The sequence below is a fragment of the Streptococcus entericus DSM 14446 genome (assembly GCF_000380025.1).
Taxonomy (GTDB): Bacteria; Bacillota; Bacilli; order Lactobacillales; family Streptococcaceae; genus Streptococcus; species Streptococcus entericus.
This window is the reverse complement of the sequence record NZ_KB904156.1, coordinates 147,354-168,086: the sequence shown is the minus strand read 5'-3', so window position 1 is coordinate 168,086 and position 20,733 is coordinate 147,354. Positions and strand designations below refer to the sequence as shown.

Sequence of the window (20,733 nt, the reverse complement as noted above, 5' to 3'; positions counted from 1 at the left end):
TTTTGATGATAATATAGATATTGTAAACGTATACATCACTATTATAAGGCTTACTAAGCAAAAAGTCAACTGATTATATATTGAATTTCCCAACAAAAAAACATGCCTACTCTATCAAGTGGCATGTCTTCTATCATTGATAACCTCACTTCAGGCGTTCAATCATGACTAAAAAGGGCGGATGATTTTTTTGATTCAGCGGCTGGTAAAGCATAGCGGTAAACACCGTCTGATCTAACTGCTTAACAAAGGCAAGAACACTGTCTTTTTCCATCTCCCCACCCTCGTGACCGTAGTAAATCATTATCGATACTCGACCTCCAACCTCTAGGCGGTCAAGAATTTTTCCCAAAGCACTAATCGTTGTTTCAGGTTGTGTAATCACTGACTTGTCCGCACTAGGTAAATAGCCTAGATTGAAAATAGCTGCCCTCAATCTGGTTACGTATTGGTCAACTTGCTCATGACCTGCATGGATAAGGTGTACGTTGGTCAAACCAAGACTAGCCAAGCGCTCTTGAGTCTTGACTAAGGCTAATTCCTGCACATCAAAGGCATAGACCTGGCCAGCCAAACCAGCCAGAAAAGCAGTATCATTACCATTACCCATAGTAGCGTCAACTGCTACCGCATCCTTATCTAAAACCTCTGCTAAAAATTCATGCGACAGATGAATTGGTCGTTGGATCATTTTTTCCTCCAAATACATTGAACTATCGATTCATTTTACCTTATTTTTAGCTAATCTTCTAGTGGTTTAACAAAAAATCCAAAAACTCCTCAAAACTGTGGCTCTGTAAAAGACTTATCCGCATCAATTGATGGGACCGGGAGCTCTGATGAGGGAATGCCTGTTTGACCAGTGAAGACCAAATCGGTCTGTAAGGACTTAGCAACAGTCAGGGTATCTGCATGGTGATTGCCATAAGGAGTGGCGATGGTGGTGATGTCCTGTTTCAGGAAATCTTCAAGCCTGTTTTTAGCTGTTAGAAGTTCCTACTCTTGGTCTGACAGGCTTAACTGGCTGAGGCGTGGATGACTTTTGGTATGATTTTGGATAGCAAAGCCTGCTTGTTCAAGTTCTAAGAGCTGAGAACTGGTCAAGTACTTGGGCTGGTCAATCCAGTCACTAACAGCAAAAAGCGTAGCCATTTGCCCGTTCTGCGTCAGGATTGGGAAGACACTATCATAAAAATCGCTGGTAATATCATCAAAGGTTAACAAAATCGCCTTTTCAGGAGCAGATTTGCCATCTCGCAAAATAGCCTGATAGTCAGCCAGACTGATCCCGGTTCATCAGGACCTCATCGTGTTTATACAGACCAGCAAAGTTACCACTATAACTCGTTTTCCAGGGCTTGTCTCGACCGCAGAAATGTAGGATGACCGTGTTCTTCATGACCCAGTCCAAATCATGGTCACCGCCACTTTTGAGCTTGTAAAAGGGCAGGTAGCGGGTATCCAGATTGTAAATTTGGTCTGGAATTAGGGCAATCTGATGGCCGTAGAGGGCATTGATGACATCCTGGTCAGGCAGGAAGAGGACGGGACCTTTTCCCTCGATATAAGCTATGATGGCCTCCCGTTTAACGGTTTTTCAGATGGCGGCCAGGTTCATGAGCAAGAGACCTGAATTGACATAGCTGGTGCCCTCATAGTTGCCCAGACGGAGCTTGTTGACGGCTTCGTTGACCACCGAATCCTTGACGTGGCTGGCTGCCGCATACAGTTCTCTCCCAGATCCATGTCATAGAGGGGAGCCAAGTCATTGATGCAGAGCAGGTCGGCATCCAGGTAGAGGATTTTATCCAGGTCAGCTGGCAGGTACTCGTGGGCCAGGAGCCGGTAATAGATGGTTTCAGGGTAGCGGACGGGGAAGTTTTGTGACCGTCCTTATTTGACCTGTTGACCTGTGAAGATGGCTTCCAGTTTGCGGAACCATTTGCTGCCCCGTTTTGGTACAGGTAGGAGCTGTTCGTAGAGGTCCAGCATGTTGAAGCAGCAACGTCCAGCGCTGAATTTTTCCTGCTCCAAATCAACCGTGTAAAAGCTGGCAAATTCCCACTGGGCGGTAGGGCCTGTCAATTTCCGACGGCTCTTGCGTGATGAGGTGGCTCGAACCAGAAAGGCAACGGTTACGCCGTCAATGCCGATGGCGGGCTCTTTAATCAGCTCAAACTTGAGGTCAGGCCAGGTATTGTACATGTTTTGCAAGAAGGCTTCTGCCTCGTCAATGCCTCGAATTAAATCCACAGCCCCGTCATCTTGGAGGACAAAATCCTCGGTATAAAATTCTCTGGCCATGGAGGCGTCACGTTTTTCCATGCCCTTGTAATAGCGTTCTGCCAGCCATAAGGCTTTTTCAGGTGTTAGTTTTTCCATAATTGTTCCTCTTTCTAGTTTCTATAAGTGTCGTGTTGTGATGGTGAAGTTATTTGGCGTCAGGAACGACCATAATCCGCTGGGCTCTGAAGGAGGATATCCAGAGGTCATCTCCAACATAGAGGGCCGTTGTCCCGCCACCGAAGGCTCGAAATGTTGGCAAATCCAAGACCTCTGTTACTGTCATAGTGTCAGGATCCAGCTCCGCAACGGCCGTATCGGATGGGGATACTCCAATATCCGTTCCATTGGTCAAGAGGACCACGGTCAGAATATGGGGGTCCTGACCCGTTACCAACAAGCTCCCATCACTACTGTATCGGATGTTATCTGGCAAGAAAGAGACAGGGACAGTCACGGGCTTGGCCTTGTCATCGACCAGGCTAATCCTAGTGACGGTCTTATCCGAATAACCATTGATAAAGGCCCATTGTTCATCAGGAGAGACGGCGATGCCGTTGTTGCCAGCCAATCGGGCCTGGGGAAGCTCCTGATAACCAGCCTCGGCGGTCCATTTATAGACAGTGCCGGTAGCTTTCCCAGCCAGAAAATCGGTGAAGGTTCCAGCATCAGTCTCTATCATGGGGATGGTCACCAGAAAACCATCTGACAAGGGAGCAACGGAATTGCCCACCATGCCATCAGGTGTCGGTACCGAGCCCTTCCAGCGAATCTGCGGCTTATCACCTGCTATGGACAAGTCAAACACCTCAACGGATTCTCGACCGCCATGATTGACGGCATAGATTTCAAAGCTGGTGTCATCGAGCTGCTTCATAGCGATGCCGTGGGCGGAAAAGAGTTCTGGCTCTTTGATAGTCTCGTAGCCTGCCGCAGGGGCAGCTGAGAAATCAATCTCAGCCTCCTCCCAGGTCATGGTCTTAGCATCAATCAGATAGAGACCGCCCTTTTCCCAGCTCTTGTCTCCCAGGTTGCCGGTCAGGACCCACTGGCTGTCGCCCAGCTGGACCATGTCTTCAGCATTATTGAGGCCTTGAATGGAGGCCAAGCCCTCGGGGTCCTCTGCCTGGTGACCTGTCGAATAGTAAAGGTAGCTGCCTCCAAAACTGATGGCAAGAAGGGCCAGCAGGCTGAGGAGGGTCGCTAGTAGTCGTTTTCTAAATTTCTGTTTTGTCATTCTATCCTCGCTTAACTAGCCGTTTCTTACTGCTTGATAATCTCCACAATCTGTTCCTGGGCTTCTTTGGCTTCAGGGATTGGGAAGATGGCGTAAACGTGATTCATCTTGTCAGCTTGGATATAGTTGTGGTCTATCCCTTGCTGGGTCAGGAGGTTATGGAGTTTTTGGTTGTCTGGCAGGAAAATCTCATGGGTACCGACAAAGATGGAAATCTTACCTAAACCGTCAAAGTCACCGTAAATGGGGCTGACATAAGGGTTGTCCATGTTCGCTCTGCCATTAGCCCAAAGCTCACCATCCCGGTTAAGGCCCCAAGCTGACAACATGGGATCAACTGCCTCGTAGTTTGCAACCTCTGGGTTGTCGGTCGCTACATCCAACCAAGGCGAGAGGAGGATGATGTCCTTTGGTTGCGGGAGCTCGTGGTCGCGGGCGTACATGACAAACCCCAGGCTAAAGCCACCACCAGCCGAGTCGCCCATAAGGGTGATGTTGAGGGGATTAGCCGTTTGGGCAAGGACCTGCTTGTAGAGGGTCTCCATCTTGGGGAAGGCGTCCTCATAGGTGTAGGCAGGCGCCTTGGGGTAGATGGGGAAGACCACCTTGGCATCCAAGGCTTTCGAGAGGTTATCCAGGGCTGAAAAATGCTGAGGGGTCGGTTGTGCCACATAGGCACCACCGTGGATGTAAAAGAGCACCTTTTGGTTGGAGTCTTGCTTGTCGTTCCAGGTGAAGACCTGCATGCCGTCCACCGTGGTTTCCGTCACCTCTTGGGAAAGCTTGGGTTTGGCAAAAGGCTGGTCGCTGATGGCCTGCTGCTCAGCCAGAAAGGCTTCAAATTGCTCTTCTGGCTGCTCCTCTAGCCCCTTCTTGGTGCCATTCAACCAAAAGTAGCATTCCACTACCCAGCTGGCCAGGGACCGTTGTTGGATGAGGCGGGCATAGCCCCATAGCAGAGCTGTGATGGTGAGCAGGATTAGGCCTGCTCGTTTCAGGTGTTTTTTCATGGTTTTTCTCCTTCTTGTGTTTTAGACCTTTTTAGTATAAACTATGAAGTAACTTTATAGTCAAGGAGAAAGTTCCATGAACAGCAAAGAATTTGTCGCCCGTAGCGGTCTGGCCATTTCCACCGTCCGTTATTATGAAAAAGTTGGTCTCCTGCCAGCTCCTGTCCGTGGAGATAACAACTACCGTTCTTATGAAGACAGGCACCTCATCCTTGCCCGCTTTATCAAGGACATGACCCTAAGCGGTTTTTCCCTCAAGGACATCGGGGTCTTTTTAGAGGTCTTGCGACAAAAACAAGACCTGACCGATGTGGCTAAGGCCAACCTCCGTGACCGCTTGGTGGAAATTGACCAGCAGATTGCGCAACTGGGTCAGCTCAAGACCTTCTTGTCTGGTTTACTCGAATCCCAGAGTGAATTAGTTTCCCAACTGGCAGCCTTGCAGGATCAGTTGTAGGCTACTAGCGTTGAACACTTGATGTCAGGGAAAACAAAAACAGCTGTTCCCAAGCTAAAGCTAGTTAAAGGGCAGCTGTTTTATGATTGGTTAGAGAAGCCACATAAACACTATGGTTGGCTGATAAAGTCTAAAATCATCTTGTAAGCAGCCTGAGCTGCTCCTGTTTTATCGTATTTAAGGTTGGACAGGTAGCCATGGGCAGTTAAGCCATAGGTTTCCTTGTCTGTGTGGAAATAAGTGTTCTCTACCCCGAGTTGACTGAGATTATCACTAAAGGCTCTCATATCTTCTGGGAATCCGTCAGCCGTTCCTGCTAGCATGATTGAGCGAGGGTAGTCAGCGGTCAGATTGGGGATGGGATTGTATGACTGGAGCAATTCTTTCTGTTGCCACAAGAGGTTATCATCCAGATAATTTGATATCATCAGGTCCAGTGCCAGATTGCCGCTGGGGATTTGAAAGGGGGCATCATCAATGACCATGGCTTTGACTTGAGAGCTGGTGAGTTTTGGGTCTTGGGTCAAAGGGTAGAGAGCTCGGTAATCAGGGTTTGACAAGATGGCGCCATACTGGCCAACCATGATAGCGCCAGCCGATTGCCCAAAGAAAATCACCTTGTTCATGTTGAGGCCAAGCTCTGTTTGATGGTCCACTAGGTAGTTGACCGCTTCGTTCATCTGTACAATGGGGTCTGGGAAGTGGTAGTCAGGCACTAGAACATAGTTAACATTGACCAGATGGTAACCTTCTTGAACCAGCTGGTCAAAAAGATAGTTGCTATCGTTATTTGCCGCTAAGGGATCACCCATAGCCTTATCGCCACCGAAAAACCCTCCACCATGGAAATAGATAATAGTTGGCCTATCAACACTGGTATCCTCAGACGGATAGGAAATGTCTAAAAACGAGTTGGGGTAGGTGCTGCCATAGTCGATATCATTGCGGTAATAAATCCCATTTTCCTTGACCTGTTGGGAAGGGGGATTGAGCGGTTCTGTCGGATTAATGGCCTTGCCATTCGGATACATCGCTGACTGAATGACGCTAATGACGAGTTGGGGTTTGAGGGCAATAGCTCCCGCTAGGAGGCTAAAAAGTCCAATCAGACTTGCTAGGGTAAGCCCTAAAATCTTCCAGAGTCGTTTTGATTTTTTCTTCTGTGTCATTAGGGATGTCCTTTCTACTTGTTCAATAACTCTAATCCATAGCTCTTCACGTCGCCATTGACGGCATCAGCCATCCAGTCAGCAATGCTTTTATCGTCACTCATGGGTGTGAAAAAGGTTTTATAGTTGATGGTAGTGTGTTGAGTAGCTGTTGTCTTGTCATCTTGACCGTGGTTCCAGACATAGATACCAACGCCGTCAATACGGCTTTGTAGGCTCTCAACCATGGCTTTCAGCTCGGCTTGAAATTGCTGGCTAGTCTCAGGTGTCGGGTCCGCCAGCTGTCCCTTGTCGATATAGTTTTGGTATTGTTGAAGAATGCCGTCACGATAGGAGCTATCAAAGAGAACTTTGACGGTATCGCCTCGCTTATCATGGAGGGCGACCAGGCTATCCAGGACCAGATTGTTAGAGTTCAGGCGGTCGCTGATGTGGTCAGGCGTTTGCCACACCCGTTCGGCAATCCCTTTCCAGTCATCGTGGAGTAGGAGCGAGCTATCAACGGCAACCGTGATGTTTTTTGCGGTTGGAAACTGGTCAATCACATCGTCAGCCAGGAGGGATGTGGCAAAGCCACCAGCTGAAAATCCTGTGACCAGAAGGGTGTCAGGATTGCCCATATAGGTTTTGGCTTCAGCCATCAGGGTCATCAGGTTCTGGTAACCCTTGTGGTGGAGGATTTTTTGTTGGCCGTTTTTGTCGGTGTAGGCAAATTCGCCTGTTCCAGAATGAAAATCACCGGTACTGTAAGGCAGGGCTAAGATGGTCCAATCCTTAAAAGGATTGTCTTCCTGGGAACTGCCAATCCCCCAGGTAGCGACAAAATCTTGGTGCTTGGTTGAGGTGGCGTAGAAGGCCTTACCAGCTGCAGCTGTTTCAGCATTGATACTGGCACCACCGCCAAAGAAATAGACCATGACCTTGTTTTTGTCCTTGCCAATCCTCAGTAAACCGTGAGCTGGTTGACCGGTCGAATCAACCACTCCATCAGGACTGAGGCGGTACCATTTCCCCACATCAGGAGTTTCTTGTCTGAGTTCAGGTGCCGACCAGCCAAAGGTCTGTTTGTAGGCGGCGAAACCAATTAAACCAAGGCTAGCTAGGATAACTGTAAAAACTTTAAAAAATTTTTTCTTGTAGAAAGGTTGTTTTGTCACGATTATCTCCTCTTGTGGTATAATTTCAGAAACAAGTGTTTCTGTTTTGCTAGTATAGCAGATGACGGGGTGGAAAACTAGTACTAGCTCTGCTATTGCTCCAAAAGGAAACAAAAGGGAGGAAGTGTTTCGCATGGACAAGGTTAAGCGGCAGGAATCGCTGTTTGTGGAGAGTGTGATTGGAGCGATGTGGGACTTGCTGGCGGTCAAGCCTTTTGGGAAGATTAGCGTATCCGAACTGGTGGCACGGGCTGGTGTGGGGCGAGTGACCTTTTACCGTAATTTTACCAGTAAGGAGGAGGTGCTGGTCCGCTCCCTTCGTCATGAGATGCAGGCTTGGCTGGAGAGACGGGAGATGGATTTGTCGGATTGGTCGGATGCCCATTTGATGCTGGCCCTGCGGCAGTTTTTCGATTTTTTTTACGGGCAGCAGGAGCCGATTCGCTTGCTCATGGCCAATCGCTTGGACTATCTGTTGGAAGAAGAATTAAATCGGTATTTTCAAGAACGGCTAGGGCATCTGACGGATGATTTTCACCTGCAATTTATTGTCGGTGGCTTTTTCAGGGTCCTACGGACCTGGGTGGCCAAGGGCTGTCAGGAGAGTCCTGATGAGATTATGGCATTACTGAAAAATGGATAAGGTTACAGATTTAAAAAGACGAGCAACACCGCCCGTCTTTTATTCTCTTTTTCTACTAATCCGCCAAAACTATTTCTAAAAAGGTTAAATGCTTGGCATAGGCCTCTTGAGCGTAAGGGTTTTTAATGTCCAGTTCAAAGATGTGGTGGAGTTCAACGTCTTTTTTGTCGTAAAACTGGCTCTCAACCCTCACTCCAAGGGCTTTCAAGCGGTCAACCAGCGCCAGATTGGCAGTGGTGAAACTGCCTGTGTTGCCATCGCTGATAAAGCTGGCTGGAAAGTTGGCATCCACATGCTTGACGATTGAGGCTTCTTCGGCAATAGCTGCCTGCTCCACATCCAGTACTTGGAAGTAGGAACGGGCAAGTGGTTGAATGAACCAATCCAGAACAGGATCCCCCATCCGCATGCCTAGCTGGATATCCGACCACGCGCTAACGCCGATATAGGCTTTGGGAATGATCTGAGTTTTGGGCATAAAGCCAATGGCTTTGGCATAGTCTTTATTCGTCAAGACAAGGGCTAACTGTCCTGCCAGTTGCCCACCAGCCGAATCGCCTGACAAGATGATGCTATTGGGATCAATACCGTAGGTGGTCGCCTGTGCGACGACATCAGCCAGTGCTTGGTCGACTTGTGTGAGGCCGTCAGGGTAGCGAGCAGCGGGTGAGAGCTGGTAGTTGATATTGACAACGTTGTAGCCATCCTTGACATAGCGAAAGAGGTAATTCTCACGATTCCACTTGTCTCCAGCAGCGTAGCCGCCACCGTGGATGTAGACCAGCGTTCCCTTAGCTTGTGGTGTGGTGTAGATGTCCATGGTGTTGTTGGGCAGATGAGATGGATAAGTTAGGTTGTAGTAGTTGATTCTGCCTTCTGATATCTCTTCGGTGCGCTGGAGGTTGGCTTCTCTTGGGGGTGTTTTTTCGCTGAACAATAGCGGAGCTTGGCGGGTCATGACGTCTGGGTTGATGACATTGTAGGTTAAAAAGAGGTGACCAACTACAAGACCTAGTAGAGCAAGGCTAGCTAAACCACGTCTGACCTTGCTCCAAACGGTCTGAGGAGCTCTGCCATTTTTCAAAAGATGAGAGAGGATAAGGCTCAGGCCTGTCACGCCTGTCAGGGTCGCTGCCAGCATGGCGAGAGAGTAGCGGTCGCTCCACCAACCGATGACTAGAGCAAAAGAACTTGCTAGGCTGAATCCTTTTTGCCAGAGGGCTTGGCTATGCAGGTAGCGGTAGGTGAGGAGGGCTAGCAGGATTGGAACGATAGTCGCAGGCTGGTGGAAGAGGACATACAGCCCCAGGCTGAGGGTGAGGATGAGGATGTCGATGAGGTAAAGAGGGTTCATAAGAGCGTCCTTTCTGGTTTTGACTGTACAAGTGTACCACCGATATGGTAGAATAACAAGAAAAAGCCTTTCGGCTAAGACAAATCAAAGGAGATGTGCCATCGTGACCAAGACGCTAGACTACCTCCGCCGCTCTAATGAAGAAAACCACCAGCTGACCAAGGAAGCCATCGAGACAGCTCTGCTGCTTCTCTTGGAGCAGAAATCGCTCAAGAAAATTGCCATCACCGAATTGGTCGAGCGGGCTGGGGTGGCAAGAAATTCCTTTTACCGTAACTACAGTAGCAAAGAAGATGTCCTGCGGGTCATGCTCAAGGAGCGTTTTGCTCAGTTAGCCAGTACCAATGTCGCTAGGTTTCAGGAGAATAGGCAAGCAGGACTGTTAGGGCTTTTTCAGTTTATAGCGGCGGATTTTCGCTTTTATCGCTTGCTCTTGGCAGAAGGGCTCCGCGAGCTACTGGAGGAAGAAGCCTACCGCTATCAGCCTATGGCCTTTGAAGAGCCTGACCAGCAGACCTACTACCGCAATCGCTTTGTGGCAGCAGGCATCACACGGGTTATTTGTGATTGGCTAGGTGAGAAAAATCCCCAGTCGCCTGAAGAAATGGCAGAGCAACTTAACCGGCTCTTTGAATAAAAAACACTGACTTTGCTGATTTAACTTAACCTTCAGTTACTACAAAGTGTCATCGACTGTCTCAACAGCTACGTCTTTTGTTATGTCAGTTGCCCCAATTCAATCACCTCATTTGCAAGTTTACAAAAAGGTAGACGCTACTTTGTACGCTATGTTTGACAACTTAACAGGGCGGTTAGCTGGCGCGGACGTTGTCTCTCACTTTACCTTAACTTTTGGGGATATATAAAAGAAGCTGGGGAACACCTATGTTTCCCCAGCTTTTTAATGCCATTAGTACAGTCCAGGTGCCTGACCTAGCTCTGCTTGTAGTTGCCAGATATTCTTTTCAACCTCACCTTGGGCATCTGCAAAGAGACCGTTTGATGGGTCATCGCCTTCTTCGTCAGTGACGTCCAAGCCAACTTGAAAAAGATTTGCTAATTGACTATAAACAGCAATCAAACGCTCTATATGATCTTGGACAGAACGGTTATAGTCTCCTTTGACCTCAACAAGAGTTGTCACATCTAGGAATTCTCCCAAGGTTGAATAAGGAGAGCCACCTAATGTAATCAAACGCTCGCTCAGTTCATCTAAGTGCTCACTGATCGCGTCAATTAAAGTATCCATGAATGGATGTAAATGCAAAAAGCCTCTTCCTCTCATGTACCAGTGAATTTGGTGAATGATTGTTCGGGCAACTACTAAGTCAGCAACCGCCTGATTCAAAACGGCTTTTGTTTTAGGACGTCTTCCTGATTCTGTTTGACTGAGTTGCTCAACACGCTCCGCCAATTCTTTAACCGATAAAATTGTCATAATCGTTCTCCTTCTCCTCCTTATTTATAATCATTATTGATTACACTAACTATTATACACTTTTAAAGTTAGTTGTCAAGAATTTATCCTGTCAAAAAACGAATAAAAAGATATGAAAGTACATCATATCTTTTTTATAGTCATCGGCTTACTCCTGCTTATTCAACTGGCAACTGGGCAAGTGTCCTATGCTGAAGGTTATTTGTTGCTTTGGGGATCTATTTTGGCTCTATACGATCTAACTAGTCAGTCCTATCCACTATGGATCTGGCTAGCAGGCACTGCTGTCATCCTGCCCTTTACTGGAGTGAATACAACCAGTCTCATCCTGTTTTGCTTGGCTATTTTAGCAGAAATCAAAGATATCAAGATTGGCTCCGGTGATTTTTTCTACCTCAGTACCCTAGCACTTGTCCTGTCGACCAGTGATATTCTCTGGATTATCCAATTGGCATCTTTGATGGGGATAATGGCCGTTTGGGCATCGAAACAGGGTAAGCAGCCCATTGCCTTTGTCCCTTTTCTACTACTGGGACAGTTTATCTTGCTGCAATTAAATCAACTTATTTGATGAGTTGAGCTTCTTTTTTGAGCTGTTCTGGTATGGTTATGCCAAGCTCCGTGGCAACCGTTTCATTGATAATTGGTGTGCCCTGGTCGAATACCTCGACAGGCAACTGAGCAACCTGCTCTCCTTGTAAGAGTTTGGCTGCCATTTTCCCTGTCGCTACACCGAGCTCATACTGGTTGATGAAAACAGAGGCAAGACCGCCTTCAGCCACCATCGTGTCAACACTGGTATAAATCGGTGTTTTCGCTTCCTTGGCTGCTTGGACAACTGTTGTGAAAGCACTGGCAACAGTATTGTCAAGCGGAAGGAAAATCGCATCCACCTTCTCTATCATCACATGGGTCATGGAGGTGATGTCATTGCTTGAAGCTACAGCATATTCGATAACATCATAACCCTTGGCTTGAGCTAATGTCTTAAATTCCTCAACCTGAGACTTAGAGTTATCCTCGCTGCTAGAATAAAGGACACCCACCGTTTTGACCCCCGGTGTCAAGGTTGCCATCAATTCCAACTGGTCAGCGATTGGTGTTTTATCAGACACACCCGTGATATTGCCATCTGGTGCAGTCAAATCCCTCACCAACTTTGCACCAACAGGGTCTGTCACAGCTCCCATCACAATTGGAATATCCTTAGTTGCTGATGCCAAGCCTTGTGCAGCGGGTGTAGCAATACCGATTAACACCTGATTTTTATTATTGACTAGGGTCTGACTCATGGTTTGAACCTTGCTCTGGTCAGCTTCACTGTTAAGAAAATCAATTTGCAAGTTACTACCTTCTGTGTAACCAGACTCTTTTAGGCCAGCCTTGATGCCACGGTAAATGTCATCCAATGCTTCATGGGTGACAAATTGCAAGACCCCTACCTTGACCTTGTCTGTTTGATGCTTCTCAGACGACGGGCGGATCAACTGACTGCCCACAGCTAGAATAACAAGAGCCAAAAGCCCTCCAAAAATAAATGCTAAGCGTTTGTTTTTCATGATTGTCTCCTTTTATAGTGATGAATTATTGAGGTAGTCTGCGATGGCGGCAACATCCTTATCCCCACGACCAGATAGGTTGACAAGAATGGTGTGCTCTGAGCTGAGTGTTGGTGCCAAACGAAATGCGCCAGCTAGAGCATGGGAGCTCTCAATAGCAGGTAAGATCCCTTCTGTTCGAGATAAAAGCAAGAGAGCCTTTACCGCTTCATCGTCGGTTGCTGATTCATAAGATACACGACCAATTTCCTTTAGGTAAGCATGTTCTGGTCCAACACCTGGATAATCTAAGCCTGCTGAAATAGAGTAAACAGGCGAGACTGAACCGTCTTCTTCAAACAACGAGATTGTCTTCATGCCGTCAACAATTCCTACACGACCTTTAGTCATTGTTGCAGCGTGATCTGAGGTATCTAAGCCGCGACCTGCCGCTTCTACCCCAACAAGTTGTACCGTTTGATCTGACAAGTAGGCAGAAAAGGCACCGATGGCATTTGAACCACCCCCAACACAAGCAAAAACGTAGTCTGGTAACCGCGCCTCTTTTTCAAGAAATTGCTGGCGTGATTCAAGAGAAATGACTTTTTGAAACTCATGTACAATACTTGGATAAGGGTGAGGACCTACTGCTGATCCTAGGACATAGAAGGCATCAAGGTCAGCCATCCATGCACCAAAAGCGGCATCAACCGCATCTTTCAGCGTCTGTGTTCCAGTTTCCACAGCATGTACTGTCGCCCCCATCATCTCCATCCGAAACACATTAAGACGTTGCCGACGGACATCCTCTGCTCCCATGTAGATATCGCAAGCCATTCCAAATTTTGCCGCTGCCGCTGCAGTGGCTACACCGTGCTGACCAGCTCCTGTTTCTGCAATCACACGTGTTTTACCCATCCGCTTGGCCAGCAATAGTTGCCCAAGCACATTATTTAATTTATGAGAACCTAGGTGATTTAAATCTTCACGCTTCAAATAAATTTTTGCACCACCAAAATGTGTCGTTAAACTGTCCGCATAATAAAGCGGGGTCTCACGTCCTGAATAATCTTTTAGGTAGCTCTGATAGTCTGCTAAAAAATCTGGATCATTTTTATAACGGTTAAAAACCTGTTCTAACTCATCCAATAAGACCTGAATAGGCTCTGGTACAAAAGAGCCGCCAAATTGTCCAAAGTAACCTGTTGTCATCTTTTTTCTCTCCTTTTGCATCGATTTAACCAAACGGTACCTTTTTTAGTCAAATCTTAGTTTTTCCAATAACGCAATAGCCCTCACGCAAATTCATTGCGTGAGGGCGTTAAATCAGCTTTAACACGGTGCCACCTCAGTTGAAGACTTTTGTATAGCAAAAAAGCTATGGCGTCATCATCTCAATCTCCTCTAACAAGGAGTTGCACGGTAAGGGGTGCACACCGAATTCACATTGTTTAGAATTCTAATAAAACCTCAGCCCATTTCATCCCTGCCTACTACTGACTCGCAATAACCGTCAGCTCCCTGAAAGTAGTGATAGAGAGTACTTCTTCTGATTGATAATTAGTTTATCATACTTTGAAAAGGCTGTCAATAGCAAATATTATTTTTTATTTGGTCTGTCATACAGCCAAATCAGCATAATAAAAGAGGGCAGGAGAGAGTTCCACGATGGTTTAATTTCCAACACGTTTCATCAGTTGCACCAAAGCATAGCCAAGTGCCATACCAACTAAACTTTGTAGGCTGTTGCCAACAACTGTTGTCAGTGCCGTTCCCACGTTGGTCATCACCGTTTCAGCGATAAAATAAGTAGCGACCATCACAAGGACAGATAAAATCAGACCAAGTAGGCGTTTCTTGCCTGTCCATCCAGCCAGATAGCCTTGTGCCCCGTGTGCAACCAAACTGACTAGCATGTACTGGGGATAGCCTGAGAGGAGGTCAATCAGAAAACCAGCCAGAGCACCGACAGTGGCCCCTTCTTTCTTGCCCAAATAAAAGGCTGCAAAGTAAATCCCCACATCAAGAAGGGTGAAGAACCCCAGTGCCATGCTGAACTGAAAGACTTTACCCAGAACAAGGGTCAAGGCAGTGATAATGGCAAGCAGGGTCAAGGTTTTGATCTTAGTTTTTGTCATATTGAATCACTCCGTAATCATCAGATTGTTGAATAGCCTTGTGGACAAAGGCCTTGGCGGCACGAACCGCTTCAAGAGGTGACTGACCAGCCACCAGTTGACTAGCGATACTAGACGCAAAGGTACAGCCCGCACCGATATTATTGCTCTCAAGTACAGGACTCTCAAGCACCGTCAGGGTCTCGCCGTCATAAAAAACATCACTGGCGCATTCCTTGCTCAGACGGTTACCGCCTTTTATCACCACATATTTCGCCCCCAAAGCGTGAAGCGTCTTAGCGGCCTCCTGCATGTCTTCTAGGTTCTTGATCGATTTTCGGGTCAATAGCTCAGCTTCTACCAGATTTGGGGTGATGATGGTGACATAGGGGAAAAACTTTAGCAGTTCATCCCGCAGAGCAGAGACCTCAACATCGTGGGTTTCCTTGCAGACAAGCACTGGATCTAGCACCACTGGAATATCTTGATGAGCTTTGACAAACTCAAGTGCCTGCTCAGCTATTGTCACATTAGGTAAAAGCCCTAGTTTTATGGCCGAAAAAGGAACAGTGGACAGGCTCTTGAGTTGATGAGCAAAGACCTGCTCGTCAGTCGCAAAAACCTCAAAGCCTTCATCCGTCAGGGCGGTCAGGCAGGTCACCGCCACAAAACCGTGGTAGCCATGAACCGTGTAGGTTGTCAAGTCAGCATAGAGACCGCCCCCACTAAAGATGTCATTGCCCGAGAGGGCGAGAATGTACGTCGTCGTCATAAGAAATCTCCTTTAAATAGAGACCACCAGGACCAGCTGTCGGACCAGCCAACTGGCGATTTTTGCTATCGAGAACGGTCTTTATCTGGCTAATAGGAAAGCGACCGTTCCCGATCTTAAGCAGTGTACCAACCATGTTACGGACCTGCTTGTAGAGAAAGCCATTACCAGTAAAGGTAAAGGTATAGAGGTGCTTAGTTGCATCATAGGTCACGCTAGCTGCCGTGATGGTTCTGACCTTATTAGCCACACTGGTTCCACTAGCGGTAAAACCAGTAAAATCATGGGTGCCGATTAAATCCTTGATGGCTTCCTGCATAGGAACTAGCTCGACTGGATAAGGATAGGCTGTTGTCAAATGTCTCAACATAGGATTCTTGGGGCGACCAACATCGACCAAAAACTCATAGGTCTTATGATGCTTGGCATAGCGGCAGTGAAAGTCGTCCGCCACCTGCTCAACCCTGACCACAGCGATATCCTCAGGAGACTGGGTGTCCAGCGCAAAGCGAAGCTTTTCTACCTCCCGTGCCTCAGGCAGGTCAAAATGGATGACCTGACCGTAAGCGTGGACACCAGCATCCGTGCGACCAGCCCCATGGACAGTCACGGGTTGACCACTATTGAGCTTGGTCAAGGTCTTCTCTAGTTCCTCTTGAACACTTCTCGCTTGTGGCTGGCGTTGAAACCCCGAAAAATGCGTTCCATCATAAGCAATGGTTACCTTGTATCGTGTCATGGGTAACATTATAGCACGGCAAGCTATGATTTTCAACGTCAGAATAAGATTTCTTAAGAAAAGTTGCTTGAACATCTGAATAAAAAACTAGACTGGCTCATGGCCAATCTAGTTTTTTTAGCTTATGTGACTTTAAGTCCGTCACGCTCCGAAGGTGCGTGACCAATAAACCACCCGTTAGACGGGTGGTTATGATTGTTTATCCAATAGCGGAGCATCTTATCACCGTCATCTGGGTCTATACGAGTGTCTTCGTAGACACCACCATTGGCAAGAGTGGTTTTTTGAGAGCCGATATTCCAGTCGGCTACGGTGACAAGGACGCGGTCAATCCCCAGTTGTTTTGCCTCTAGCAAAGCCAGTCGCAGTTGCTCTGTCGCGTAGCCTTTACGCCGTTCACTTGGTCGGATGGAGTAGCCGATATGACCAGCGATATTGATGAGGAAGTCTTGATTGAGATTGTGGCGGATATTGCAGATACCAACCATGACTTGGTCACTTTCGCGAATACAGAGAAAGGTAGACGACGGGGAACGCCCTTCTTGACAGGTTTCGTAGGAGGAGGCACGATGGATGTGTTCAAACCAGTCATTCAGGTTATCCATCTCCTGCAAGCGTGCGCCACCGTAGAGATGCTCATCTTGAAATTCCTTTTTATAGGCTAAGATGTCGTCTTTAAAATCCATGCTCGGTGTTACTAATCGTAATATTGACATGCCCACCCTCCTATATTTATTTTGATAACAGTGTAGCAGAAAGAATAGGGGAATTCAAGTTTGGCTATCCATACAGTTTTACCAATTTTATATCAAAAAAGACTGGAAAAGAAATTTTTGACTTGACAGGTGAGTAATTACTCACTATAATGGGTTTTGTTTAAAAGTGAGTAATCACTCACCTATATATTGAAAGAAGGAAATCATTATGGATAAACTGATCGATTTAAAAAATCTGAAGAAGGCTTTTACTTCACAGGTTGTTTTAAATGGTATCACACTCTCTGTGAATAAGGGGGAAATCATCGGTCTCATCGGACCATCTGGTGCTGGGAAATCTACGATGATTAAAACCATGCTAGGGATGGAGAAGGCGGACAGTGGTCAAGCCTTGATTCTGAATAAGGAGATGCCTCACCGCCATATCCTTGGGGAAATTGGATATATGGCACAATCGGATGCGCTTTATGAAAGCCTTAGTGGTCTTGAAAATCTTGAGTTTTATGGTCAAATGAAAGGGATTAAAAAAATAGATTTAAATTTGCAAATCCATCATTTGGCACGCGTTGTGGATCTTGAAGAGCATCTAGATAAACAGGTTAGAGGTTACTCTGGTGGGATGAAACGTCGTTTATCGTTGGCTATTGCTTTATTGGGAAATCCTGAATTACTCATTTTGGATGAACCGACAGTCGGAATTGATCCGTCCCTTCGTAGAAAAGTCTGGTCAGAACTCAACCGTATTCGAAAAGAAGGTCGCTCTATTTTCATTACCACACACGTGATGGATGAGGCTGAGCTGACTGATAAAGTTGCGCTTTTATTGCACGGAGATGTGATTGCATTTGATACTCCAGAGGTTCTTAAGGAGCAATATGGTGTCAACACGATTGAAGAAGTCTTTTTGAAGGCAGAGGATGAGGAGGAAAACGAATGCGTACACTAGCCATTACAAAAAAAGTCATTAAAGAATTATTGCGTGATAAACGAACTCTGGTGCTGATGTTCGTTGCACCCATCTTTATCATGTGGTTGATGAATACTATGTTTTCAGCAAGTAGTACAACGAATGTAACCCTAGCTACAGTTGACGTTTCAGAAAGTCTGGTATCTACAATGGAAGATATGGATCATGTCAAGGTGAAAGAGTACCACAGTGAAAAAAAAGCAACAGAAGCTTTAGAAAATCAGAAGGTTGATGGTGTCATTGTTGCAGTGGATGCTCAAAATTATTCGGTAACCTACGCAAACACCGATGCAAGTAAGACAACCATCACAAAGCAAGCTTTTCAGGCGGCGCTCAGTTCATCTGCGGTAGAGCAATTAAAAATAGCGATAGGGACGATTGTCAAGGCAAATCCTAAATTGGCACAATCTATGCCTGAGGACCGTGGGAAAGTGACGATTATAGAGCATTACAACTACGGAAATGAAGATACAGGCTTCTTTTCAAAAATGTTACCCATCTTGATGGGATTCATTGTGTTCTTCTTTGTCTTTTTGATTTCAGGAATGGCTCTTCTTAAAGAGCGGACAACTGGGACATTAGATCGACTACTAGCAACACCAGTTCGTCGTAGCGAGATTGTGTTCGGCTATATGCTTTCATACGGTCTATTGGCGACTGTGCAGACACTTGTCATTGTCTTTTCGACCATTTGGCTGATGAATTTAGAGGTTGTGGGGAATATTGCTAATGTTGTCTTGGTGAATTTTGTGATGGCACTGGTGGCTTTAGCATTTGGTATTCTGATGTCTACATTGGCCAAGTCTGAGTTTCAAATGATGCAATTTATTCCACTTATTATTATGCCTCAGTTATTCTTTTCAGGGATTATTCCCTTAGATTCCATGGCAGACTGGGTTCAGTATATTGGAAAAGTTCTGCCCTTATCCTATGCAGGTGATGCTTTGACCAGAGTTATTTTGTATGGGCAAGGGATAAATCATATTGCTTTTGACATTTTGATTTTATTGGTCTTCTTAGCAATTCTTACAGTTGCAAATATTATTGGCTTAAAACGTTATCGTAAGGTATAATAACAGTATGCAAGCAAGAACATTTCAAACTTATCAGGAACAATTAGAGAATTTAGCAATGCCAGCAGGGAAACGTAAAGTGATGTTAGCAGCAATAAGATTGTTTTCTGAACAGAGTTTTTATGCGACTTCTACGGCACAAATTGCTTCAGAAGCTCAGGTCAGTCAAGCTACTATTTTTAAGTATTTCAAAACCAAGGATGATTTATTATTAGGTGTTTGTGAGCCATTGGTTGATCTTGTTGGTAAGCCGTTTTTAGAACATCTTAAAGAATGTCCCGATACTGCTAGTATGGTACATTTCCTTGTTCAAGACCGTTTTGCGTTTGTAACAGCAAATAGTGATCTGATTAAAATTATTTTTCAAGAAGTGCAGACATCCTCTCAAATTCGCCAGCAACTTTTCTTAAATTTTCAACCTTTGTTACCAGAATTGATTGGTCTTTTTAAAGAAATACTACAAAAAGATGGTTACTTGATAAAAGATATCAAAGATGATGCACTGTTGAGAAATATTCTATCTCCATTGGTCATTTATGTTTTGCAACGCTATTTTTTAGGAATCGCTACTGATAATGAGGCAGATGATTTGAAGTTCATTGAGTTACAAATCATGAAACTGCTAACTAAATAAAACCAGTTCAATGAACTGGTTTTATTTATCGTTTTATGTGACTTTAAGTCCGTCACGCTCCGAAGGTGCGTGACCAATAAACCACCCGCTATGCGGGTGCGCATCGAAGGTTATACCAAAAAAACTCCAAACGCGATACAATAAAGGTGTTCAAGCCTATTGTANAGCGAAAGGAGAAAAATATGGCNCAAAANGCACATNGTTTATCACANACAAAGTGGTNNTGTAANTANCACANTGTNTTCNCCCCTAAGTATANACGAAAAATNATNTATAATCAATATCGAAGTAGTCTTGGAGAGATATTTCGACGATTGTGTAGTTATAAAGGTGTTGAAATTATCGAAGGTCATCTGATGCCAGACCATGTTCACATGTTAGTCAGTATTCCTCCAAGGTTAAGTGTATCAAGTTTTATGGGCTATTTAAAAGGCAAGAGTGCTCTTATGATGTTTGATAAACACGCCAATCTCAAATATAAATTTGGCAATCGCCATTTTTGGGCAGAGGGATATTATGTAAGCACAGTAGGACTTAACGAAGCCACGATTAAAAAATATATACAGGAGCAAAGAAATTATCCAGTGGATGATTTCTTCATGAGCTTAGAAATAAGAAGGCAAATTAACATGACATCGCACTTGATAAATTGAGTGTGAAAGAATACGAAGATCCCTTTAGGGATAGTGGCAAGTAATACTAACGCCTCTTTAAGAGGCGAGTGACGAGTCAAAAGCGGTTAGGCTTGAACAAAGTGAAAGCCAGCGTCTTTAGGCGCTGGCTGGTGATATGGGCTTATAGCCCCTGTTCAAACCACCCGTTAGATGGGTGGTTATGATTATCTAGCTCGTCTTCTCAGTCCGGCTAAGCCTAGGGCTGATAGGAGGGCTGTTGCGCCGACAACGGCTAGAGCTGTGTGGGCATCTCCTGTTGCAGGGAGTACATTCTTACCTGCTGTCGCTGAGGCTGGTGCTGTAGCTGCAGGACCTGTAGCTGGTCGGCTTGTCGCTTTAACAAGTTTAGCAACTTCTGCCTTGATGGCTTCGAGTTCAGCCTCGGTTTCTGCAAATGCCACCTTGACAGCCAATTCGCCTTTTTGCTCGTCAGTCAAGTTTGAAGCATTGATTTCTTTAAGCAAATCAGTCACCAACTTAGCCTTGTCCACAGGTTTATTTGGTGTATCACCAGTGTCTGGTATGTTACCTTGGTTAATGCCTGGGTTACCAGGATTTGAGGTGTCCCCACCTTGACCAGGGGTTGGAACATGGTCTGGGTCTGGATTTGGAGTCGGTTCTGGATCTGGAACCGGTGTTGATTGTGGCTCATAAACAATACCATACTCACTGAAGTGCTCTGCGGTGAATTTGGCATAGCGCTTGCCATCACGAGTCACTGTTGTGAATGACAGGCTTTGGCTCTGGTCACTATT

At 45.9% G+C, this 20,733-nt stretch carries 23 protein-coding genes and 2 pseudogenes; 8 read left to right on the top strand and 17 right to left on the bottom strand.

The genetic code is table 11. The annotated features are described in order from the left end of the window. Nucleotides 1-145 precede the first annotated feature (145 nt). From mnmM to A3GW_RS0102270, 6 genes and pseudogenes are all read right to left on the bottom strand, one after another. Nucleotides 146-691: a tRNA 5-(aminomethyl)-2-thiouridylate-methyltransferase MnmM gene (mnmM, locus tag A3GW_RS0102295; RefSeq protein ID WP_026216546.1), complete on the bottom strand. Its 546-nt coding sequence runs from the start codon at nt 689-691 to the stop codon at nt 146-148. Between the two features lie 305 nt (nt 692-996). Continuing rightward, entirely contained in the window at nt 997-1,260 is a 264-nt protein-coding gene (locus A3GW_RS10685; RefSeq protein WP_018367705.1) for a polysaccharide deacetylase family protein, read from the bottom strand. A 13-nt stretch (nt 1,261-1,273) separates the two neighbouring features. Next, nucleotides 1,274-1,869: pseudogene (locus tag A3GW_RS11630) on the bottom strand (glycosyltransferase family 8 protein); the annotation flags it as partial. Nucleotides 1,870-1,893: 24 nt separating this feature from the next. Beyond that, the gene (locus A3GW_RS0102280) at nt 1,894-2,382 is read right to left on the bottom strand and encodes a nuclear transport factor 2 family protein (RefSeq protein ID WP_018367703.1); all 489 of its coding nucleotides are present in this window, start codon (nt 2,380-2,382) and stop codon (nt 1,894-1,896) included. 49 nt (nt 2,383-2,431) lie between these two features. Beyond that, nucleotides 2,432-3,520 carry an SMP-30/gluconolactonase/LRE family protein gene (locus tag A3GW_RS0102275; RefSeq protein ID WP_018367702.1) on the bottom strand — a complete coding sequence of 363 codons (1,089 nt, stop codon included), beginning with the start codon at nt 3,518-3,520 and terminating at the stop codon, nt 2,432-2,434. Between the two features lie 26 nt (nt 3,521-3,546). Continuing rightward, complete coding sequence (locus A3GW_RS0102270; RefSeq protein WP_018367701.1) at nt 3,547-4,530, bottom strand: alpha/beta hydrolase fold domain-containing protein; 984 nt, start codon at nt 4,528-4,530, stop codon at nt 3,547-3,549. A 76-nt stretch (nt 4,531-4,606) separates the two neighbouring features. On the opposite strand from A3GW_RS0102270, the gene A3GW_RS10680 reads away from it, so the two are divergent. Beyond that, on the top strand, nt 4,607-4,987 hold the full coding sequence (locus A3GW_RS10680; RefSeq protein WP_018367700.1) for a MerR family DNA-binding transcriptional regulator: 381 nt from the start codon (nt 4,607-4,609) through the stop codon (nt 4,985-4,987). Nucleotides 4,988-5,097: 110 nt separating this feature from the next. Here the strand turns inward: A3GW_RS10680 and A3GW_RS10675 are convergent, their stop codons facing one another. Together A3GW_RS10675 and A3GW_RS0102255 are read right to left on the bottom strand one after the other, a co-directional pair. Then, nucleotides 5,098-6,156 carry an alpha/beta hydrolase gene (locus A3GW_RS10675; protein WP_018367699.1) on the bottom strand — a complete coding sequence of 353 codons (1,059 nt, stop codon included), beginning with the start codon at nt 6,154-6,156 and terminating at the stop codon, nt 5,098-5,100. A gap of 14 nt (nt 6,157-6,170) precedes the next feature. Next, entirely contained in the window at nt 6,171-7,313 is a 1,143-nt protein-coding gene (locus A3GW_RS0102255; protein ID WP_018367698.1) for a pectin acetylesterase-family hydrolase, read from the bottom strand. Between the two features lie 133 nt (nt 7,314-7,446). Here A3GW_RS0102255 and A3GW_RS0102250 point away from each other — a divergent pair, with 133 nt between their 5' ends. Further along, nucleotides 7,447-7,956 carry a TetR/AcrR family transcriptional regulator gene (locus A3GW_RS0102250; RefSeq protein WP_018367697.1) on the top strand — a complete coding sequence of 170 codons (510 nt, stop codon included), beginning with the start codon at nt 7,447-7,449 and terminating at the stop codon, nt 7,954-7,956. A gap of 55 nt (nt 7,957-8,011) precedes the next feature. Here the strand turns inward: A3GW_RS0102250 and A3GW_RS0102245 are convergent, their stop codons facing one another. Beyond that, nucleotides 8,012-9,310 (bottom strand): alpha/beta hydrolase, encoded by a 1,299-nt coding sequence (locus A3GW_RS0102245; protein WP_018367696.1) that lies wholly within the window; start codon nt 9,308-9,310, stop codon nt 8,012-8,014. 103 nt (nt 9,311-9,413) lie between these two features. Here A3GW_RS0102245 and A3GW_RS11195 point away from each other — a divergent pair, with 103 nt between their 5' ends. Then, entirely contained in the window at nt 9,414-9,947 is a 534-nt protein-coding gene (locus A3GW_RS11195) for a TetR/AcrR family transcriptional regulator (protein WP_018367695.1), read from the top strand. 273 nt (nt 9,948-10,220) lie between these two features. Here A3GW_RS11195 and A3GW_RS0102235 read toward each other — a convergent pair whose 3' ends face one another. Continuing rightward, nucleotides 10,221-10,748, bottom strand: a complete 528-nt coding sequence (locus tag A3GW_RS0102235; RefSeq protein ID WP_018367694.1) for a Dps family protein — start codon at nt 10,746-10,748, stop codon at nt 10,221-10,223. 112 nt (nt 10,749-10,860) lie between these two features. Here A3GW_RS0102235 and A3GW_RS0102230 point away from each other — a divergent pair, with 112 nt between their 5' ends. Next, nucleotides 10,861-11,319 carry an A24 family peptidase gene (locus A3GW_RS0102230; protein WP_018367693.1) on the top strand — a complete coding sequence of 153 codons (459 nt, stop codon included), beginning with the start codon at nt 10,861-10,863 and terminating at the stop codon, nt 11,317-11,319. Here the strand turns inward: A3GW_RS0102230 and trpX are convergent. The 6 genes from trpX to A3GW_RS10665 form a co-directional block, all read right to left on the bottom strand. Further along, a complete protein-coding gene (trpX, locus tag A3GW_RS0102225) occupies nt 11,312-12,307 on the bottom strand; it encodes a tryptophan ABC transporter substrate-binding protein (RefSeq protein ID WP_018367692.1) in 996 nt (331 codons plus the stop codon). The two genes, A3GW_RS0102230 and trpX, sit on opposite strands and share 8 nt — an antisense overlap. Nucleotides 12,308-12,319: 12 nt before the next feature. Then, complete coding sequence (gene trpB, locus A3GW_RS0102220) at nt 12,320-13,498, bottom strand: tryptophan synthase subunit beta (RefSeq protein WP_018367691.1); 1,179 nt, start codon at nt 13,496-13,498, stop codon at nt 12,320-12,322. 461 nt (nt 13,499-13,959) lie between these two features. Continuing rightward, nucleotides 13,960-14,424, bottom strand: coding sequence for an ECF transporter S component (locus A3GW_RS0102215; RefSeq protein WP_018367690.1), 465 nt, complete (start codon nt 14,422-14,424; stop codon nt 13,960-13,962). Continuing rightward, a complete protein-coding gene (locus tag A3GW_RS0102210) occupies nt 14,411-15,175 on the bottom strand; it encodes a bifunctional hydroxymethylpyrimidine kinase/phosphomethylpyrimidine kinase (protein WP_018367689.1) in 765 nt (254 codons plus the stop codon). Before A3GW_RS0102210 ends, A3GW_RS0102215 begins: the two co-directional genes overlap by 14 nt. Next, entirely contained in the window at nt 15,138-15,914 is a 777-nt protein-coding gene (gene truA / locus A3GW_RS0102205) for a tRNA pseudouridine(38-40) synthase TruA (protein WP_018367688.1), read from the bottom strand. Before truA ends, A3GW_RS0102210 begins: the two co-directional genes overlap by 38 nt. 122 nt (nt 15,915-16,036) lie before the next feature. Beyond that, nucleotides 16,037-16,630, bottom strand: a complete 594-nt coding sequence (locus tag A3GW_RS10665; protein ID WP_018367687.1) for a GNAT family N-acetyltransferase — start codon at nt 16,628-16,630, stop codon at nt 16,037-16,039. A 208-nt stretch (nt 16,631-16,838) separates the two neighbouring features. Here A3GW_RS10665 and A3GW_RS0102195 point away from each other — a divergent pair, with 208 nt between their 5' ends. The 4 genes and pseudogenes from A3GW_RS0102195 to tnpA all read left to right on the top strand — a co-directional run bounded on the left by A3GW_RS0102195 (nt 16,839) and on the right by tnpA (nt 20,001). Next, on the top strand, nt 16,839-17,576 hold the full coding sequence (locus A3GW_RS0102195) for an ABC transporter ATP-binding protein (RefSeq protein WP_018367686.1): 738 nt from the start codon (nt 16,839-16,841) through the stop codon (nt 17,574-17,576). Next, on the top strand, nt 17,564-18,670 hold the full coding sequence (locus A3GW_RS0102190; protein WP_018367685.1) for an ABC transporter permease: 1,107 nt from the start codon (nt 17,564-17,566) through the stop codon (nt 18,668-18,670). Before A3GW_RS0102195 ends, A3GW_RS0102190 begins: the two co-directional genes overlap by 13 nt. 7 nt (nt 18,671-18,677) lie before the next feature. Continuing rightward, nucleotides 18,678-19,304, top strand: a complete 627-nt coding sequence (locus A3GW_RS0102185; RefSeq protein WP_018367684.1) for a TetR/AcrR family transcriptional regulator — start codon at nt 18,678-18,680, stop codon at nt 19,302-19,304. 182 nt (nt 19,305-19,486) lie between these two features. Then, nucleotides 19,487-20,001 (top strand): annotated as a pseudogene (gene tnpA / locus A3GW_RS10660) (IS200/IS605 family transposase). A 141-nt stretch (nt 20,002-20,142) separates the two neighbouring features. On the opposite strand, the gene A3GW_RS0102175 reads toward tnpA, so the two are convergent. Then, nucleotides 20,143-20,733 (bottom strand): LPXTG cell wall anchor domain-containing protein (locus A3GW_RS0102175; RefSeq protein ID WP_026216543.1); only part of this gene is annotated, 591 nt, incomplete at its 5' end.

Bases quoted from the DNA above. Each gene is read 5' to 3' on its own strand.
- A3GW_RS0102245 (WP_018367696.1), bottom strand. From the start codon at position 9,310: ATGAACCCTCTTTACCTCATCGACATCCTCATCCTCACCCTCAGCCTG.
- A3GW_RS0102275 (WP_018367702.1), bottom strand. From the start codon at position 3,520: ATGACAAAACAGAAATTTAGAAAACGACTACTAGCGACCCTCCTCAGC.
- A3GW_RS0102215 (WP_018367690.1), bottom strand. From the start codon at position 14,424: ATGACAAAAACTAAGATCAAAACCTTGACCCTGCTTGCCATTATCACT.
- A3GW_RS0102230 (WP_018367693.1), top strand. From the start codon at position 10,861: ATGAAAGTACATCATATCTTTTTTATAGTCATCGGCTTACTCCTGCTT.
- A3GW_RS0102270 (WP_018367701.1), bottom strand. From the start codon at position 4,530: ATGAAAAAACACCTGAAACGAGCAGGCCTAATCCTGCTCACCATCACA.
- mnmM (WP_026216546.1), bottom strand. From the start codon at position 691: ATGATCCAACGACCAATTCATCTGTCGCATGAATTTTTAGCAGAGGTT.
- A3GW_RS10675 (WP_018367699.1), bottom strand. From the start codon at position 6,156: ATGACACAGAAGAAAAAATCAAAACGACTCTGGAAGATTTTAGGGCTT.
- A3GW_RS10665 (WP_018367687.1), bottom strand. From the start codon at position 16,630: ATGTCAATATTACGATTAGTAACACCGAGCATGGATTTTAAAGACGAC.
- A3GW_RS10680 (WP_018367700.1), top strand. From the start codon at position 4,607: ATGAACAGCAAAGAATTTGTCGCCCGTAGCGGTCTGGCCATTTCCACC.
- trpB (WP_018367691.1), bottom strand. From the start codon at position 13,498: ATGACAACAGGTTACTTTGGACAATTTGGCGGCTCTTTTGTACCAGAG.
- trpX (WP_018367692.1), bottom strand. From the start codon at position 12,307: ATGAAAAACAAACGCTTAGCATTTATTTTTGGAGGGCTTTTGGCTCTT.
- A3GW_RS0102185 (WP_018367684.1), top strand. From the start codon at position 18,678: ATGCAAGCAAGAACATTTCAAACTTATCAGGAACAATTAGAGAATTTA.
- A3GW_RS0102195 (WP_018367686.1), top strand. From the start codon at position 16,839: ATGGATAAACTGATCGATTTAAAAAATCTGAAGAAGGCTTTTACTTCA.
- A3GW_RS0102210 (WP_018367689.1), bottom strand. From the start codon at position 15,175: ATGACGACGACGTACATTCTCGCCCTCTCGGGCAATGACATCTTTAGT.
- A3GW_RS0102280 (WP_018367703.1), bottom strand. From the start codon at position 2,382: ATGGAAAAACTAACACCTGAAAAAGCCTTATGGCTGGCAGAACGCTAT.
- A3GW_RS0102190 (WP_018367685.1), top strand. From the start codon at position 17,564: ATGCGTACACTAGCCATTACAAAAAAAGTCATTAAAGAATTATTGCGT.
- A3GW_RS0102250 (WP_018367697.1), top strand. From the start codon at position 7,447: ATGGACAAGGTTAAGCGGCAGGAATCGCTGTTTGTGGAGAGTGTGATT.
- A3GW_RS0102235 (WP_018367694.1), bottom strand. From the start codon at position 10,748: ATGACAATTTTATCGGTTAAAGAATTGGCGGAGCGTGTTGAGCAACTC.
- truA (WP_018367688.1), bottom strand. From the start codon at position 15,914: ATGACACGATACAAGGTAACCATTGCTTATGATGGAACGCATTTTTCG.